A 17,901-nucleotide genomic window follows, 5' to 3' on the forward strand; every position below is an offset into this window, starting at 1 on the left:
TGGCTCCGTGGGAATCTCTACAGTGGGCGGAAGGTGCATCGAGCCCAGCCGAGGCGACCAACCGATTACTCAGATGATCGCATCCGCGCCGAACACCACGAAGAGGGCTGCGAGTATGGCGAGTGCGACCGTGGCGAGTGCGACCGTGGCGAAGGCGGCCAACGCGAGCGGCCATGCGCTGACGAGGCTCAGCGTCTGGGTCGACCGCAGCGATTGGTTGATACGCAGATAGCGGAGCCGAATCAGCACAGACGCGACCACGACTGCAGCGAGTGCGGCGAGCGAAGCGGTAACCCCAATGAGGCTGAGATGAGACGCGCTCAGTCGCGCTGCCACCGCGCAACCGAGGCCGAGGGTGAGCAGAGTTCGTTGCCAGGCCAGGTGAGTTCGCTCGGGCTGCAGGCCCTCGTCGAAGAGTGGGGTCGAACTCACACCAGCATGCCGATGCCGATGAGGAGGCCGCCGAGGACGACGCCGACAGCGAGGACTCCGGAGAAGCCCGGTCCTGGCAGTGGCTCGCTCTCCCGGAGGGCGCGTTCGACGCGCATCCAGCTGAACCACGCATGAGCAGGAGCGAAAACCCCAAGTGCGAGAAAGAGGAACGCCGTGACCAGTCGAAGAACCGGTTCGATCGGCAGGTGGAGCGCCTCGAGCGCGACCCCGGCCGCGATGAGCGCCAGCGAGGTACGGATCCAGGCGAGAAAGGTGCGCTCGTTCGCCATACTGAAGCGCGCGTCCGGCTCCTGCCCGTGGCCGAAGACAGTCCAAGGGAATCGTTTCGTCGTCATGAAGTCCTCTCGCGGTCCGTCGCCTTCGCGCCCAGACTATGCCTGAATCAGCTCTGAATCCGTCGCGGCCACGCGGCGCAAAACAGCCAAGCGACAACCGCTGGCGGGCATGGGCCACGGTCAAGCGCCTTGAACAGAACCCAGGTTCCGCGTCATTCCGCGGCTCTGTTATTTATGCAACGTCCTTAACATTTTTCGAGTCGAATTATGTCGAGCGGTTGACGGAATAATTCGCCCTGCTTATCGTTACCGTGTGTTCAAGCCCGCTGGAGTGCATACACTCATCCGCCAGACTCACGAAGACCGCGTTTTGCGGGTGCTCCGTGAGCACGGCGCGCTGACCCGTGGCGAGATCGCCAACCGGGTCGGACTTTCACGCACGACCCTTTCCGAAATCACGAATGTCCTGCTCGTGCGCGGCGCGATCACCATCGCGAACACAGATGCTGACGCCCGAGCGGGTCGCGGACGGCCCGCCGAACGCCTGGTCCTCGACCCCGGCGCTGGACAGTTCATGGGCATCGACTTCGGCCACCGCCGTGTCCGCGTCGCAGTGTCAGACGCGGCACACGAGATCATCGCCTCCGGAGCCGAGTTCTACGAAGCCGACTCGGCCTGGCAGGAACGAATCGACAGCTGCTTCCGTCTGATCGAACGGATCGGAGCAGAATCCGGCATTCACTACGGTGCACTCCAGGGCATCGGTATCGGCTTTCCTGGTCCGTTCTCCCCACGAATGCCCAAATCGGCGCCCGCGGGTGGAAGCACCGTCGTGCGCCCAGCTGGCGACTTCGTCTACAGCTCGTTCGTCGAGAAGTTCGGCGTCCCGGTCACCATCGACAACAACACGCGGTTCGCCGGCCTCGCCGAGGCAATCTGGGGGAGCGGCGCCGGCGCCCGGAACCTTCTCTACGTCCGCCTCTCCGACGGAATCGGTGGCGGGCTCGTCGTCGGCGGTCACCTCGTCACCGGAGCATCCGGGTTCGCTGGTGAACTCGGCCACATCTCGGTCAGCCCGAACGGCATCCAGTGCCGCTGCGGCAAGCGCGGCTGCCTCGAGACGATCGCCTCCGTGCCGGCCATCTTCGGCAGCTGCACGGCCAAAGGCGTGTCGATCAACTCCTTCGACGACCTCCGCGCCGCCGTCGCAAAAGGCGACCCGATCGTCACCAGCGTTCTGCGTGATGTCGGGGATGCACTCGGCCGCGTTCTCGGCTCGGTCGCCGTCGCCCTCAACCCCGAAGAGATCGTCATCGGTGGCGAAGTGGTCCAGATCGCCGACGTGATCTTTGAACAGGCCATCGCGACGATTGCCTACGAACTCCTGCCCGTTCCCGAAGCCGCCCCACACGTCCGCCTCGCCCAACTGGGCGACGACGACGGTGCCCTCGGCGCGATCGCCGCGCTGTTCCACCAGTCACCGCTGCTCGCCAGCTACCCGGAAACCACGCACGACGATTCTCAGCAGAGCCCCATGCAAAGGAGCATTTCATGAACATCCGCACCCACGGGCGCGCCTCGCACCGGGAGGAACGCGCATGACCGCGACCGAAGCGATCGCCACTGGCGCTCTACCTGACGCTCCTGCCAAGAGGACGCCGAAGACAGGGGCCAAGAACCGCAAACTGCTCCTCACCCTGAACGTTGTGAGCGTCATCGTCGGAATCCTGATCTGGTGGGTTCTCTCCCTGGCCGGGTTCCGGCTTCCTACGCCGATCGCCGTTGTTCAACGCGCTGGCGAACTGATCGCGAGCGGCACTCTCCTCACCGACATCTCCGCCAGCCTCACGCGCGTGCTGATCGGCTTCGCCCTTGGCACGATCGTGGCCATCCCGGTTGGATTCCTGATGGGCTGGTACACCATTGCTCGCGGGCTCATCGAGCCATGGGTCCAGTTCTTCCGCACGATCCCGCCGCTGGCGATCATCCCCCTCGCCATCGTTCTGATGGGCATCGGCGAAGAACCGAAAATCTTCGTGATCTTCCTCGCTGCGTTCTTCGCCTGCGTGATCTCGACCTTCCAGGGCGTGGTGAACGTCGACCGCACCCTGATCAACGCCGCCAGGGTGCTGGGCAGCAAGGACGGCGGCATCTTCATCCGCGTCGTCGTGCCCGCGTCGACGCCGTTCATCCTCGTGGGCATGCGGGTCGGGCTTGGAGCGTCCTGGTCGACCCTCGTCGCCGCCGAGCTCATCGCGGCGCAACAGGGACTTGGATTCCGGATGCAGCAGGCCCAGATTTACTACGACCTGCCCACGATCTTCGTCGGTCTCATCACGATCGGCATCCTCGGTCTGCTGATGGATCGCATTCTCCTCTTCGCCGAACGCAAACTGACCGGATGGCAGGAACGCCGATGACCACATCAACCACGGGAACTCAGCAGGGTACCGACGCCGCTCGCATCTCGGTGCAGGGCATCACCAAGACCTTCGACCTCAGCGGTGAACAGTTCATCGCCCTCGACAACGTGTCCCTCGACATCGCCGACAACGAGTTCGTCACCGTCGTCGGTCCGTCCGGCTGCGGAAAAAGCACGCTCATGAACCTGCTCGCCGGCCTCGACCAGCCGACAAGCGGCCAGGCCGTTGTCGACGGGAAGGTTGTGACGGGTCCAGGCCCCGACCGCGGCGTCATCTTCCAGCAGTACGCGCTCTTCCCCTGGCTGAGCGTTCGCAAGAACGTCGAGTTCGGTCTCAAGACCGCAGGGCTCGGAGCGAAGGAGCGTCGCGAGAAGGCGGAGCACTTCATCGAGATGGTCGGCCTGAGCCAGTTCGCCGACGCCCTGCCGAAGATGCTCTCCGGCGGCATGAAGCAACGCTGCGCCATCGCCCGGGCCTACGCGGTCGACCCGACGATCCTCCTCATGGACGAACCGTTCGGCGCGCTGGATGCTCTTACTCGCGTGAAACTGCAAGAGCAGCTCCTCGAGACCTGGAGCCAGGAGAAGCGCACCGTCCTCTTCATCACCCACGACGTCGATGAGGCCGTCTTCCTGGCCAACCGAGTCGTCGTGATGGCCGCTCGCCCCGGCCGGATCTTCGACATCGTCGACGTCAACCTCCCATACCCGCGCACCGAGGAAATGCGATTGAGCCCCGAGTTCACCGCTCTTCGCAACCGGGTATGGCACTCCGTTTACCACCAGAACACCGGCACCGCAGCCGTTTCAACGCCGTCTACCCTGACGGCCTGACCCAAGGAAAAGCCATGACACACGCACGCATCAAACGGGGCATCGTCGCCGCCGTTGCAGCACTCGCACTCACCCTCACTGGCTGTGCCTCGAACTCCGCAGGCGGGAACGTGGAAGGCGGCGGTGACGCCGCCGCTCCCGAAGAGCTCACTCCCGTCAACTTCGGCTACATTGCCGACTTCAACGGTGCGAGCCTTCTCGCCATTGCGAAGGACCAGGACCTGTGGGCCAAGCACGGCATCGAGATCACCGAAAGCGTCTTCACCAACGGGCCGCTGCAGATCCAGGCCCTCGGCACCGGTGACCTCGACTTCGGATACATCGGCCCAGGAGCCATGTGGCTGCCGGCATCCGGACAGGCGAAAATCGTCTCCATCAACACCCTGGGCAGCGCTGACCGCGTGATCGCCCAGGCAGGAATCGAATCGCTCGAAGACCTCAAAGGCAAGAAGGTTGCTGTCCCAGAGGGGACATCTGGTGACATGATCCTGAACCTGGCCCTCGAATCCGTCGGCCTGAGCATCGACGACGTCGAGAAGGTCGCCATGGACCCGTCCACCGTCGTCGCCGCCTTCGCCTCGAAGCAGGTGGATGCCGCAGGCATCTGGTACCCGCTCATCGGCACAATTGAAGAACAAGTTCCCGACCTCAACATCCTCGCAGAGAACGACGACTTCGCAGAGACGGTGTCCTTCCCGACCGCCTTCGTTTCCGGACCGACCTTCGTTGAGGAGAACGAGGAGACCGTCTCCAAGGTGCTCGGTGCGCTGCGGGAAGCCATCGACTACCGGGCAGAGAACATGGACGAGACCATCAAGCTCACGGCTGCCATGCTGCAGATCGATGAGAAGGACGTGGCCGCTGACTCCAAGAACGTGAAGATCATGACCACGGCCGAGCTCGACGAGCTCACCGAGGACGGATCGGTCACCGGCTGGCTCGAGGGCATGAACGACTACTTCGTCTCGGCAGGGAAGCTGCCTGAACCGGTCGACCCGTCCACGTACTACACCGGCGACCTCTTCACAGAGGCAGGCAAGTAGGTGACCAAGGCCAGCAACATCCTCTTCCTGATGACCGACCAACACCGTGTCGACACGCTCGGTGCCTACGGGAACTCCCTCGCGGAGACCCCCGTCCTGGACGAGTTGGCTCGCACCGGAACGCGCTTTGACCGGTGGTACACACCCACCGCGATCTGCACACCGGCCCGTGCGAGCCTGCTCACCGGGCAGGCACCGTTCCGGCACAAGCTGCTCGCCAACCACGAGCGCAACGTCGGTTACCTGGAGGACCTTCCCGACGGTCAGTACACGTTCCCTGAAGCACTGCGCGACAAGGGGTACAACTGTGGCCTGATCGGCAAGTGGCACGCGGGCAACGAGAAGAACGCCGCCCACTATGGGTTCGACGGGCCGGATCTACCCGGCTGGCACAACCCGGTGGAGAACGAGGATTACCTGGCCTACCTGAGCGCGAACGGCCTCCCGCCGTACGAGATCAGCGATCAGATCCGTGGAACGCTGCCGAACGGCGGGCCGGGCAACCTGCTCGCCGCTCGGCTGCACCAACCGGTTGAGGCGACGTTCGAGTACTACCTGGCCACCCGTGCCATCGAAATGCTCGAGCGCTACGCCGTCGACCGCCACAACGACGGCACACCGTTCTACCTGGGTCTGCACTTCTTCGGCCCGCACCTGCCATACGTCGTGCCGAACGAGTACTTCGACAAGTTCGACCCCGCCGACATCGAACTGCCCAAATCGATCGCCGAGACCTTCGTCGGCAAACCGCCGGTGCAGCAGAACTACAGCGACCACTGGGCGTTCGACACCATGCCGATCGAGACGAGCCGCAAGCTCATCGCGATCTACTGGGGCTACGTCACACTGATCGACGAGCAGATCGGCCGGGTCATGGATGCCATGGACCGGCTCGGCCTCACCGACGACACCGCCGTGTTCTTCAGCTGCGACCACGGCGAATTCACCGGATCGCACCGGCTGCACGACAAGGGCCCGGCGATGTATGAAGACATCTACCGGACCCCCGGCATCGTCCGTATCCCCGGTGGCCCGGCCGGCCAGGTCCGTGACGAATTCGTGAGCCTGCTCGACTGCACCGCCACATTCCTCGAACTCGCGGGCCTGGACCCGGCTCCAGCCGTCGACTCTCGCAGCCTCGTGCCGCTAATCTCGGGCGAGCATCCGGACTGGGCAGAGGACATCGTCTGCGAATACCACGGGCACCACTTCCCGATCGCACAGCGGATGCTTCGGAACGACCGATACAAGCTGGTCGTCAATCCCGAATCCGTGAACGAGCTCTACGACCTGCACCGCGATCCCGATGAACTGAACAACGTCTTCACGCTGCCGGACATGGCAGATATCCGCGAGTCGATGATGCAGCGTCTGTACGACCTGCTCCGCGAGCGCGGCGACAAGTTCTACCACTGGATGACCACGATGTACGACGTCGGAGGGGTCGGTTACGACCCGTCGCTCAGCGGTTTCGACGACGCGTCCTATTCGAAGTAATCGCGGATGCCCCCTGCGGCATCCGAGTCGACCAACGAAGCGAGAATCATGAACACCCCGCACAAACGACCGAACATCGTCCTGATCCTCACCGATGACCACGCGTCCCACGCGATCAGCGCCTACGGCTCCGTGGTGAACACGACTCCGCGGATCGACGAGATCGCCGACGCCGGGGTGCGGATCGACAACTGCTTCTGCACCAACGCGCTCTGCACGCCCAGCCGGGCCGCGATCCTCACCGGGACGCACAGCCACATCAACGAGGTGACCACGCTCGACACACCGATCGATGCGAGCCAACCCACCTTCATCTCGCTGCTCAAGCAGGCCGGGTACCGCACCGGGATCGTCGGCAAGTGGCACATGGGAGAAGGGGAGGGGCACAACCCGCAGAGCTTCGACTACTGGGCCGTTCTACGGGAACAGGGCGAGTACTTCGACCCGCAGATCCTTACCGAAAACGGGGTGCGCATCCAGCCCGGCTACGCGACCGACGTCATCACCGACCTGTCCATCGACTGGGTCGATTCGCTCGAGGGGGACGAACCCTGGTGCCTGCTCATCCACCACAAGGCGCCGCACCGCGCGTGGGAACCGGACGACAAGCACAAGGGAATGTACGCCGACGAAAAGATCCCCGTTCCTGCCACCTTCGACGACGACTATTCGACCCGGTCGATGGCGGCCAGGCACGCCACGATGCGGGTCGCCGACTACCTCGACCTTGCCGACCTGAAGGTCTCCCCGCCGGAGGACCTGACCCCAGAAGAGCTCGCCCTGTGGAAGTACCAGCGGTACATGGAGGACTACCTGGCCTGCGTGGCATCCGTCGACGACAACGTCGGACGGGTCATCGACTGGCTGCGCGACCGCGGCGACTTCGACGACACGCTGCTCATGTACACGTCCGACCAGGGCTTCTTCCTCGGCGACCACGGCTGGTTCGACAAACGATTCATGTATGAAGAGTCGATCCGGATGCCGCTGGTCGTGAGCTATCCGAACGCGATCGAATCGTCCGAGCCGATCGAGCAGCTCGTGACCAACGTCGACTTCGCCCAGACGATCCTCCACGCTGCGGGCGTCGATCCCCATGAGCGGATGCAAGGGGTCAGCTTCTGGCCGCAACTCACCGGGTCAGACGCACCCACCCAGGACTCGATCTACTACCGCTACTACGAGAACGACGACCAACACCATCACGCTCTCGCGCACTACGGCATCCGCACCGCCCGGTACAAGCTCATCTACTTCTACAACGACGGAATGGGCCTGCCCGGGTCATCGGATCACGTGTACCCGCCCGAGTGGGAGATGTACGACCTGCAGGAGGACCCGGAGGAACTCAACAACGTCTACCACTCGGATCGCTACACTCAGATCCGGGACGACCTGAAGGTCCGTTTGTGGGAGCTCCAGGCGAGCCTCGGGGACGCGCCGCACTCCTCGCAGCCGGTCCCGTCCGGCGCGGCGATGGTGAACTGAGGAGAAATGACAGTGGCTGTGCTGACGGACGTCGACATGATCCGGATCCCCGGCGGGCGGTTCATTATGGGGTCGAACTCGTTCTACCCGGAGGAGGCACCGGCTCACCGGGCCGAGATCGCTGATTTCGAACTTGATCGGCATCCGGTGACGAACGCTCAATTCGCGGCGTTCGTTGCGGCGACCGGATACGTCACGGTTGCCGAGCGGAGCCTCGACGAGGCCGAGTATCCGAAGCTCAGCGTCGCCGAGAGGGCGCCCGGCAGTCTCGCCTTCCGCCCGACCTCAGGACCAGTTGACCTACGTGACTGGAGGGCGTGGTGGGTGTGGCAGCCCGGAGCCAGCTGGCGGCATCCGTTCGGGCCGGATTCAGGCCTCGATGGGCGGAACGATCACCCGGTCGTGCAGGTGTGCTTCACGGATGCTTCCGCGTATGCCGCGTGGGCCGGGAAACGGCTCCCTACAGAGGTCGAGTGGGAACGGGCCGCTCGCGGCGGAATTGACGGGCGCGACTATGCCTGGGGAGACGAGCTGCACCCGGACGGTGCTGTGTTGGCGAACAGCTGGCAGGGCTCGTTCCCCTACCGGAACACCGGAGCTGCTGGCTGGGTCGGGACGTCGCCCGTCGGTTCATTTCGGGCGAATGACTTCGGTCTGGTCGACATGATCGGGAACGTCTGGGAGTGGACGTCGTCGGAGTTCACACCCGACCACAGCGCCCGGCGGGCGGCCGCCAGCAACCTGCTCGGGTCCGCGGTGAAGGCGGACACCGGCGAGTGTGGTGATGGATGCATGTGCGGTCCGTCGAGCTCACGCGAGGGCGCTCCCTCGTCGACGCCCGATCCCGCTGTTCGGCGAGTGACGAAGGGCGGGTCGCACCTCTGTGCGCCCGAGTATTGCCAGCGGTACCGCCCATCGGCACGTTCGCCCCAGAGTGAGGACTCTGCGACGACTCACATCGGATTCCGCTGCGCCCGCAGCCTTTAGCAAACGGCGGAGCGGGCGGCTGCGGGAGAAAATCGTGACTGACAGCGTCGACCAAAACCCGGACTGACGATCGGCGGGTCTTGTCGCCCGCGTCCGTTGGTGGCTACTTCGTGGACACGGCGTCAGCGATCGCTGTGCTTGGACACTTCCCGTGTCCGAAGATCTGTACTGAGAGCGACTGGGATGCCGCGGTGACGCAGCGGTCGGAGTCACGAAGCTGCCAAAGCGCAGCGGGTGGAGGTAATCAGTCATACATTCAGCATCCGCGCATGCAACGCGCTTGACAAACTACAGGTAACCTACTTACTTTTGATACGTGACACGAGTCGAGAAAACGAGGCAACGCCAGCCGTTGCGCATCGACGACGAGGAATGCCGACGTCTCGCGGCCGTGATGGAGATCGTCGGCAAACGCTGGTCCAGCGGAATCCTCCTTGCTCTCGGGATGGGTGCAGAGCGCTACACCGAGATCGAGCGCCGCGTCCAAGGTCTCTCCGGGAGGATGCTCACCGTCCGGCTCCGCGAACTCGAAGACGCCGGACTCGTTGAACGCACCGTCGAACCAACCACCCCCGTGAGCGTTCGATACCACCTCTCGGAGAGGGGAATGGAACTCCTGCGGTCGCTCCAACCGATGGCACGCTACGTTCGACGCTGGGAACCACCGGCAGGCGAGACAGCGCCACTCTAATTTGATGTCATTTCGCGAGCACTCGGCAGCGGAAGGGTGATGTCACAAGAAGTGATGGCTCATGATCTCTCCGCCTCGGGCCGCAGGAGCGTACGCGGCATCTGGGCCTGTAACGGCAATACGCCGTTGCCCAAGGTCCGGCTTGCGGGCGAGATGCGGGGACGTCGGGAACGCTACTGAGAAGCGTGATCACGGGCTGTCCCGGCTGCCGACGGATGAGGCGGGGGTAGGGAAATCGCGAGGCGGTGGCGCTGTTCGACGGATCGGCCCCAAGTCGTTCCTGCGAAGATGAGAGCGATTCCGAAGTACCCGACAGGTGCAATGGCGTCCTGGGCGATGGCGATTCCAAAGATTGCGGCCCAGATCGGCTCGGTCCCAAGGAGAAGGCTGACTCTGGATGGCGAGGTTCGCCGGACGGCCCACGTTTGCACGAAGAAGGCGAAAACCGTGCAGGCAAGGACGAGGTAGAGGAAGAGTGCTCCACGTACGAGGTCGAGCTCCGCAGCGAAGTGCGGGACTGAGTCGCCATAAAACAGGGAGGCGGCCCAGAATAGCGCCGCGCACGTAGCCAGTTGAACCGACGTGAGGTGAAGCGAGTCCATCGGTCCACCGTTGGAGAGCTTGTGCATCGTCGTGACGTGGACAGCGCGAAGGACTGCGGCGATCAGAACGAGTACATCTCCAAGCGTCGGCGGATGGAATGCACCGTTGCCGGCGAGAAGTGCGACGCCGGCAACGGCAATCCCGGCGGCGAGGAAGAATCCGCGTGGTAGGTGCCGTTTGGACACAACGGAATCGAGAATCGGTGTGAACACGATCGTCAGGCTGATGATCAGGCCGGCGTTGGTAGCCGAAGTGTGCGCGATCCCGAAGGTCTCGAAAGCAAACACACCGCCCAGGATGATGCCGGTGGCAACGCCGACTCGGATTTCTGCCTTCGTCACTCGGCTACGTCGGACGGCCACTATCGCGGCCATGATCGCCGCCGCGAACAACATACGCAGAGCCAGGAGCGCAGTCACAGAATTAGGAGACACCAACTCCTTGGCCACGAGGTATGTCGAGCCCCATGATGCGGCGACGAGAAGCAGGAGGAGGTCCACACGGGAAACGGCAAGAGAGGAAGGCACCTGCTCATCCTCCGGGCAGCTCTTCACTTAGACAAGACGGCAGTTTTGCACGGGATGGTTTAGTTTCAACTTATGGAACTTGGTCAGTTGCGCGCCCTTCGTGAGTTGGGGGACCGGGGCAGTATCGCCGCCGTCGCTGCGGCTTTGCATGTCACACCGTCGTCTGTGTCGCAACAGATCAGTGCGCTGCAACGTCACTCGTCTGCGCCGTTGACGTTCAGAGCGGGACGCCGAACTGCCCTCACAGATGCCGGCCGAGCATTGGCAGCGGCGGCGGTCGAGGTGGAAATCGCGCTCGAACGAGCCGAACAGGCAGTGTCCGGCTTTCAGGGTGACCGATCGGGCATCGTCTCTGTGGCGGCGTTTCACAGTGCTGGCCTTGCCGTCTTCGGGCCTCTGCTTGCTGCGTTGCACGACCCACGTGAGCCGGACGTCAGGTTGACCGATTTCGATGTGGCTCAGCGTGGCTTCCCCGCTCTCACCGCAGACCATGATCTCGTACTCGCGCACAGGCTCGTAGGGAGCCCACCATGGCCGGCAACAGTGCGGGCAGAGCCGCTCCTGTTCGAGCCTCTCGACATCGCCATGCACCGCGGCCACCGGCTGGCATCGAAAGCCTCAATCCATCCTGCGGACCTTCGATCCGAGACCTGGGTAACAGTGCACGAGGGCTTCCCGCTCGAGCAAGCCATCACCATGATCGCCGGAATTGGAGGCAGCGAAGCGCGCGTCACGCATCGAATCAACGAATTCTCCGTTGCCGCAGCCGTGGTCGCCGCAAGCGACTGCATCGCGCTGATGCCGAGGTTCACCACCGACCTTCGTGACCACCCGGAATTGGTGCTCCGCCCGCTCTCTCACCCCGAGATCGGTCGATATATCGACTGCCTCGCTCGCCCAGAAACGCTTGAACGGGTCAGCGTGAAGCTGGTGCTGTCGCAGATCGCCACCATCACGAAGGGGCTCACCGAGGAGCACCGGCCTAGTGACAAGTCGTCCCGCTGAGGGTTCGGCGACAGAGTCGTGCGCGTTGCCTTGGAATGCCAAAGAGAAATCCGCGACAAGACTGTCAGCCCTAGGGTCGCGAATCAACGCTGCTCCGGCACGGGCTGTCCATGTCGCCTAGCGGAACGGCAAAACTCACCTGGCCGCTGTTCTTCCGTTGTCTTGGGCAATCGTGGCGTTGTTCGCCGCGATCTTCGTCGCCGTGGTGTGGGGCATCGTCTGGTTTAGCCGAAGGAGACGGACGCGAGATCGTGGCTGCGGGCGGCGGCTTCCTGGTGGGTGAGGCTGATTGCATGGGTGACAACGTCAGCCAGTTGGCCAGTGCGCTCGTATGCTGCTCGCTGCGCGCTCGCCCCCGTTCCATCGTTGCGAATTCTTTGCAATGACTCCTCAACGTAGGCTGCATCTCCGGCCTCCTTCAAGGCGTCCAAGACGTGGGCATGTAGCGCGGAGATAACGTTTGTGGCGGTGTCCGGCTGGTGTGTTTTTGGATCGAGCAGCTCGCTTTGGATGCCCCACCGGCTCGCGTACCAGGTCGCCTGGCGCAGGATTGTCGCTGAAACCATGTCCGGGGCCTGCCCGGCTTTCCACTCTCTCGCGGCGGTCTCGACCAGAGCCCGCACCAAGGCGGCGATCAGGGCAGTGTCGCGAGGATCAAGGCACACATCGGATACCCGGATCTCCACGGTGGGGTGGCGGGCGGAGAGGCGCGCGTCAAAATCAGGATTTTGCACCACCCCGGTGTCCGCCAACTGTGCCACCAGAGCGTGGTATGCCTGTGCCGAACCGAAGACTTCCATCGGTCCCGCGCTGGACCACCGGTTCCAGGCCTGCGTGCGGAAGCTGGCGTAGCCGCTGTCTGTGCCGTTCCAGAATGGTGAGTTTGAGCTCAACGCTATGAGCGCGGGTAGCCAGGACCTGATGCGGTCAAGAACCGCGACGCCTTCTTCGTCCGAATCCACGGAAACGTGGACGTGGCATCCGCTGGTCAGCTGCTCGCGGGCCGTCAAACCAAACTTATCCAGTAGCGCGTCATACCGGTCGTTGCGGGTGGGATGAGGTGTGACCGCCACCGGGGAGGTCGCGAGGGCAGCGATCCTCGCACCTACTTCTCGGGCGAGTGAGCCGGCAAAGGAGCGCCCCGCCCGTATTTCGGCTGCGAGCTCGCGCAAGCTGCTGTGCGGGCGCGTGATGACTTCGAGCTGTTCCTGGTGCAACTCGACGGCCAGTATCGGCTGGTCGGGAAGGACCGCTTGGCCGAATGGGCCTTGGCGACGCAGCAAGGCTGCGGCCAGCGGTAAGGGACTGCCGTCATCAGGATCCACGATCAGGAACTCTTCTTCAACACCAAACGTACGCACGTGGTAAGTGTGACCGACTACCGCGATGGCCTGCGCCGCTCCCGGAACCATCTCGGACGGCGTGGACCCCTGCTACAAGCCGGTGATGACCTGAATGTCATCGCCGGTACGGAAGTTGCCGGCCGAATTCCGCATAGAACCGGGGTAGGCCTCATCCCAAACCGTGGCTAGGGCGCGAGCGAAGAAGAGATTGCTGCGAGAGCCCGGACCTGTCTCAATCGCACGTGTTCACCAGATGTTCCTCTTGCGGACATGCTGGGCGGGCCGGTGTCGTCTCGGAAGACGTCCGCGGAGGGTTCCGACAGAGCGTCGCTTGCCACGATCGTGGCCGGCTCTCTCGGCAGGCCCGTTTGATCCGCACCGGTTCGAAGAGGAATTCCCCAGCGCTATGCGTGCGATGGCAGAATCAGGCAGAGCGCTGGAAATGAACACACGTCGTCTTCGGCCGTGGATTCCGCAGTGGTGGGCCCAGAAGGGAGGGCGCGAAGTATCGTTCGGCAGCGATGCTCACGATGCCGCAACCCTCGCGGCCAACTTTCCGGAGGCTATGGCGATGGTCGAATTCTTCGGTTTCCGGCCGGGGCCTCACCCACAGGACTTCTGGAGTCGCTAGGTGCGATGTGCGGGCAGGGTCTGTCGCGCCTTCATTGTCCACGCATTGGTCAGGTGTCTCGTTCAGCGTTGCAGTTGCAGTTGCAGTTGCAGTTGCAGTTGCGGTTCCGTTGCGTTTGCGAGCGCCAAAGCGAGCAACGGCCTCTAGAGTCGGCACAATGCCAAACGCTCAACGAGCCGGGGCTTCAGGTGAGTTGTAAAGGACGCAATTGATGACACGTCGATCATTCTCCGAGCCGCTTGTTACCGCACTGCTCGTGCTGCTTTCTTTCGCGGCATGGCATATCGTCTACACCGTCAGAACGGTGGCCAGTGGCGTGGCGCTCTCGCAACCATACACATCTGGCAGCGACTATATATGGCGGTTGGCACTCACTTTGCTGTGGCTGGCGGCGCCCCTCGCGGTCTGGGCAGGCCTGGTAATCGTGGGCAACCGGATGGTCCGAAAGCGCGGATTCGCCGCGAGAGCATTCGTTGCCTTTGTCGTCGCAGCCGTCATGTGCGCGCCTGTTGCCATCTACTTCGCCATAGCTCTGACCGCGAACGACGGATGGCGTGGTCTCGGTGCGATCAGCGTGGCTGTTCCTTTGATCGCCCCGTTCCTGGTTGTGGGCGCATACTGCGCCGGCAGCGCACTCGTTCATCTGTCGGACTACAGGCGAAGAGCTCCGTCAATTTCCGAGTAACGCGTGCCCTCCACTGACTTGTGAACACATTCCCACAATGGGTATATTACCGATGTGACCGAAACTGCCTTCTGGATTTTGACTGCTCTCGCGGCGGGGCGGCGGCACGGGTATGCGCTGCTCAGCGATGTGGAGAGATTGAGTGCTGGCGCCGTGGCGCTTCGAGTGACCACACTGTATGCCTCGTTGGAGCGCTTAGAACGCGATGGCCGCATCGTTTCGTCCGGAGAAGAAGTAGTTGAGGGGCGCGCCCGCCGGTACTACGAGATATCTGAGCGTGGCCGGGACGAACTCGCCGCGGAAGCGGACCGTCTGGCTGCCCGGGCGGCGGCTGCCCGGGCTAGCATGGCGGCCGCGGCGCGTCATCCGCGTGCAATTGCAGTCGTGGCAGCGGGCGCATGAGCACGCGCCGTGCAACATATCAACGGCTTCTGCGGTGGTATCCGGTGAGGTGGCGTCGCGTCAATGGCGCGGTCATGCTCGACACGCTGGAGCAGCAGGCCGACGCTCAGGGGCATACGCGACCAACTCCCGGCGAGGCGTGGTCGCTTCGGGCACATGGTCTCGCCGAACGCGCCACGCCTAGGGCGATCGTTTGGGCGGCCTGTGCTGCCCTCCTGATGTGTCTTGTCCCGACCATTGTGTTGTTGTCCGGAGTGGTCATCGGTGGTCCCTGGGCGGATGCTGCTCGCGTCACGGTACAGTTTCTCGGCGCGCTGCTGGTGAGCGCCGCGGCAGGGGCATTGCTTGTGCGGGCCGGGGTCATCCGCGCCGAGCCTGCGTTTTTTGCTTTCGCAGCCGCGGTACCTGCTTGGTTCCTCGGTGCGCTGACGGTGGCGTCATGGAGCGTTGGGTTCGAAGAAGCGGACGCCGGAGCAGCACGGTCTTGGTTCGGCAGTGCCACTGGCGCCTTACTCATCTGTGCTTGGGCGGTAGGCGCGGCAGCTCTCATGCCCGTCGCGTTCGCGATGCTCAGTGCCGTCCGCTCCCGGATCGCTCGCATCACATCATCCGTCATCCTCTCAGGAACCTGCGCCGTTGGGCTGGGTATCACCGCGGCGGCACCTGTCGGGTTAGTGGTCGGCGCAGCGGCGGTCCTGGTCGTCGCGAGCCTTCAGCTACGAGGGCTGGCACCGGCGCGTCCAGCTCGAAAGCGCGAGAAATCTGCCGTTCTGACGCCGACGAAGCGACGAGCAATCGCCGCCAGCGCGGCGGCAGCCGCCGTGCTCGGTATTGGATGTGCAGTGTTCGCTTTGGTGGGAAGCTCATGGGTGCCAGCTGTCGGCGACTCCACAGCAGCGATGCGTATGGGCATTCTTGCGGGCGCTCTGGTGGCGGTTGTTACCGTTGTTGCAGGTGCAGCGGCGTTGTTCCCGCGCATGGGACGAGTCGTCCTCGGTCCTGCCATAGCACTCGTCGCAGCACTCCTTGCCCTTGCAAGTAGTTACGTTCTGAATGAGGCCAGCCCGCTTAGCTGGCCCCTCCACCTCGCCGCGGGCGTTCTTACAGGGCTTGCGGTAGGACTGACGTTCGCCCCGGTCCTTCCTGGTGCTCCCTGGCTACGTCTTCTCCTCACAGCAGCGATCGGCCTGGCCGCGGCCGTCTCGTTTGGACTCATGGTCATCACTGCTGCCGCGTTCATTGCACCAGTCGTCGCCGTTGTCCTCACCGTCGTTCTCCTGCGCCGGCCAATCCTGCCGGCTGGGAATGCCGCGATCACCTGAGCCTGTCCTCGCTGGCCGACTTCTGAGTACGTGGCTCTAGGTGTCAGCTGTGCGCGCCCACCACCGCGATGAGCTCGCGCGCCTGAGCGACGATGGCGTCCCGCCACGCCTCGAACGTCGCATCCGTCACGGCGAACTCGGTGTGAAAGTGCTGCATGTCGGGGGTGTGGATGTGCCCTGCCGGAATGTCGAGCTCCGCCCGATCGCGTAGCAGCGTGTTGCGGTATGCCGACTCATTCGAGAGATAGGTGCCACCTCCGCCGCTGCGTGCGCAGGAGTCCTGGGGTGGGGGCGTCGGCTCGAGGGCGGGCGGGTACGTGTCCTCGCGCTGCCACGTGTCCTTCACCTCACGAGAATTGCAATCGGGGAAATATGTGTAGTTCGTGTTCCACAGCACGCCGAACGCAACCGACTCGTCTTCCCACGTATCACCCGGTGGACGGGGAACAGCCGAACCCGTGCGCGCCGCGATCATCTGCTCGATCGGCAGTGTCGTGGCGGTCCACTGTGGCGGATCCGTCACTGTGTCGCCGCCACCCCAACGCTCCAGCACCTGGGTGTTACAGCCAGGATTGTCCTTCGCCAGCTGCGGGGCGCCCGTCAAACCGGCAGGCGGGCAGGGCGCAAAGTTGTCGTTGCCTGCAACGTCGCCGTGATAGCGGCCGTTCCACTGCTCCAGCGCGAACTGCGAGCCGCCCGCTTGACTGACGGTGATTGACGCATCCAACCGGTCATCGCCGGGCTTCATCAACGGCCCCACGGTGTCGTCCAGATATCCACGCTCGAACTCCGGGTAGTTTACTGGCAGCGTGTACGCCTCATAGCGCACCATGGCGCCATCGGGAGCCGTCGTCGTCGTACCGTCAATCGCCAGGGCGATCGCGCCGGACGGATTGCCGTGGCGAATCTGATTGCCGGCTGCTCCCGCAGCGCTGCCCAAGGCGCCACCGTCGAGAGTGAAGGGATCGAATCCGCTGACCAGCACCCTCGTCACCTGATCGCCCGCGGGCAGATCGACGTCGCGCATCCCGCGGGCCGCCCGGTCGAAGCTATCGACCAACAACACCCGCTGCTTGGCGGAGAGCGTGAAGTCCGGGCTCCATTGATGCAGCACGGACATGGCCTCCAGCCGCGTCCAGTACAGCGGGCGGTCGTCGCTCGCCGGCAGGTCACCGGTGACGCCTTCTGTCGATTGGACTCGGGCGACAGCGTCTTGCCACAGCTGGGTACCCCGTCGCTCGACGACAACCTCCGCATCGGCAAGCGAGCCCTGTCCGCAGACCTCTTCGGCGAGGGCAGCGGTGAACTCACCGAATCCGGCACCCTCGACCATCGTGCGTGCGAACGAGCGGTCGGCGGGCTGCGTCGGGTCGGCCTCGTCCGGCAAAAAGGCAGTGAGGCGCTCCTCTTCGACCGTGACGGGCAGCGAGGCATCGGTGCAGCCGTTGGGTGCGAACCCAGCGACGATAGAACTGAGCTCGTCGGATGCCGGGCTGAGGCCGGTGGTTGACCGCTGCTCCGGGGTTGCTTGTGCTGGCGAGCATCCGACCAGGAGTACGGAACCGAGCATCAGTGCCAGCCCGGCAGCGACCGACATCGTCTGACGCGAGCCTGCACGTGGCTGAGCGTACCGAAAGCGGCCTGATCTGGGGCGCATGCGGGATTTTCTTCCGCGCGGCCCCGGGTGGGCATA

At 63.8% G+C, this 17,901-nt stretch carries 17 protein-coding genes; 12 read left to right on the top strand and 5 right to left on the bottom strand.

Annotation, left to right across the window (positions count from 1 at the left end):
* Positions 1-69: 69 nt before the first annotated feature.
* The gene (locus ACWA1Q_RS04505) at positions 70-432 is read right to left on the bottom strand and encodes a DUF202 domain-containing protein (RefSeq protein ID WP_463759876.1); all 363 of its coding nucleotides are present in this window, start codon (positions 430-432) and stop codon (positions 70-72) included.
* On the bottom strand, positions 429-788 hold the full coding sequence (locus ACWA1Q_RS04510) for a YidH family protein (RefSeq protein WP_463759878.1): 360 nt from the start codon (positions 786-788) through the stop codon (positions 429-431). Before ACWA1Q_RS04510 ends, ACWA1Q_RS04505 begins: the two co-directional genes overlap by 4 nt.
* 271 nt (positions 789-1,059) lie before the next feature.
* Here ACWA1Q_RS04510 and ACWA1Q_RS04515 point away from each other — a divergent pair, with 271 nt between their 5' ends.
* The 8 genes from ACWA1Q_RS04515 (at position 1,060) to ACWA1Q_RS04550 (ending at position 9,690) form a co-directional block, all read left to right on the top strand.
* Positions 1,060-2,283, top strand: a complete 1,224-nt coding sequence (locus ACWA1Q_RS04515; RefSeq protein WP_463759880.1) for an ROK family transcriptional regulator — start codon at positions 1,060-1,062, stop codon at positions 2,281-2,283.
* A 43-nt stretch (positions 2,284-2,326) separates the two neighbouring features.
* Positions 2,327-3,148 (top strand): ABC transporter permease, encoded by an 822-nt coding sequence (locus ACWA1Q_RS04520; RefSeq protein WP_463759882.1) that lies wholly within the window; start codon positions 2,327-2,329, stop codon positions 3,146-3,148.
* Complete coding sequence (locus ACWA1Q_RS04525) at positions 3,145-3,984, top strand: ABC transporter ATP-binding protein (RefSeq protein ID WP_463759884.1); 840 nt, start codon at positions 3,145-3,147, stop codon at positions 3,982-3,984. Before ACWA1Q_RS04520 ends, ACWA1Q_RS04525 begins: the two co-directional genes overlap by 4 nt.
* A gap of 14 nt (positions 3,985-3,998) precedes the next feature.
* Entirely contained in the window at positions 3,999-5,027 is a 1,029-nt protein-coding gene (locus ACWA1Q_RS04530; protein ID WP_463759885.1) for an aliphatic sulfonate ABC transporter substrate-binding protein, read from the top strand.
* Between the two features lie 30 nt (positions 5,028-5,057).
* Positions 5,058-6,524: a sulfatase-like hydrolase/transferase gene (locus ACWA1Q_RS04535; RefSeq protein ID WP_463759887.1), complete on the top strand. Its 1,467-nt coding sequence runs from the start codon at positions 5,058-5,060 to the stop codon at positions 6,522-6,524.
* A 48-nt stretch (positions 6,525-6,572) separates the two neighbouring features.
* A complete protein-coding gene (locus ACWA1Q_RS04540) occupies positions 6,573-8,012 on the top strand; it encodes a sulfatase family protein (protein WP_463759889.1) in 1,440 nt (479 codons plus the stop codon).
* 36 nt (positions 8,013-8,048) lie between these two features.
* Entirely contained in the window at positions 8,049-8,999 is a 951-nt protein-coding gene (locus ACWA1Q_RS04545) for a formylglycine-generating enzyme family protein (protein WP_463760768.1), read from the top strand.
* A 316-nt stretch (positions 9,000-9,315) separates the two neighbouring features.
* Positions 9,316-9,690, top strand: coding sequence for a winged helix-turn-helix transcriptional regulator (locus tag ACWA1Q_RS04550; protein ID WP_463759891.1), 375 nt, complete (start codon positions 9,316-9,318; stop codon positions 9,688-9,690).
* A 173-nt stretch (positions 9,691-9,863) separates the two neighbouring features.
* Here the strand turns inward: ACWA1Q_RS04550 and ACWA1Q_RS04555 are convergent, their stop codons facing one another.
* Complete coding sequence (locus ACWA1Q_RS04555; RefSeq protein WP_463759892.1) at positions 9,864-10,820, bottom strand: DMT family transporter; 957 nt, start codon at positions 10,818-10,820, stop codon at positions 9,864-9,866.
* Between the two features lie 72 nt (positions 10,821-10,892).
* Here ACWA1Q_RS04555 and ACWA1Q_RS04560 point away from each other — a divergent pair, with 72 nt between their 5' ends.
* Positions 10,893-11,825, top strand: a complete 933-nt coding sequence (locus ACWA1Q_RS04560; protein ID WP_463759894.1) for a LysR family transcriptional regulator — start codon at positions 10,893-10,895, stop codon at positions 11,823-11,825.
* Positions 11,826-12,049: 224 nt separating this feature from the next.
* Here ACWA1Q_RS04560 and ACWA1Q_RS04565 read toward each other — a convergent pair whose 3' ends face one another.
* A complete protein-coding gene (locus tag ACWA1Q_RS04565; RefSeq protein WP_463759895.1) occupies positions 12,050-13,186 on the bottom strand; it encodes a carboxylate-amine ligase in 1,137 nt (378 codons plus the stop codon).
* An 824-nt stretch (positions 13,187-14,010) separates the two neighbouring features.
* On the opposite strand from ACWA1Q_RS04565, the gene ACWA1Q_RS04570 reads away from it, so the two are divergent.
* From ACWA1Q_RS04570 to ACWA1Q_RS04580, 3 genes are all read left to right on the top strand, one after another.
* Positions 14,011-14,484 (top strand): hypothetical protein, encoded by a 474-nt coding sequence (locus ACWA1Q_RS04570; RefSeq protein WP_463759897.1) that lies wholly within the window; start codon positions 14,011-14,013, stop codon positions 14,482-14,484.
* Positions 14,485-14,538: 54 nt separating this feature from the next.
* Entirely contained in the window at positions 14,539-14,886 is a 348-nt protein-coding gene (locus ACWA1Q_RS04575) for a PadR family transcriptional regulator (protein ID WP_463759899.1), read from the top strand.
* Between the two features lie 74 nt (positions 14,887-14,960).
* Positions 14,961-16,208, top strand: a complete 1,248-nt coding sequence (locus ACWA1Q_RS04580; RefSeq protein WP_463759901.1) for a hypothetical protein — start codon at positions 14,961-14,963, stop codon at positions 16,206-16,208.
* Positions 16,209-16,251: 43 nt separating this feature from the next.
* Here the strand turns inward: ACWA1Q_RS04580 and ACWA1Q_RS04585 are convergent, their stop codons facing one another.
* Positions 16,252-17,805 (bottom strand): hypothetical protein, encoded by a 1,554-nt coding sequence (locus tag ACWA1Q_RS04585; RefSeq protein WP_463759902.1) that lies wholly within the window; start codon positions 17,803-17,805, stop codon positions 16,252-16,254.
* Positions 17,806-17,901: the final 96 nt, after the last annotated feature.

The sequence above is a fragment of the Mycetocola sp. TRD_SC_2 genome (assembly GCF_055361225.1).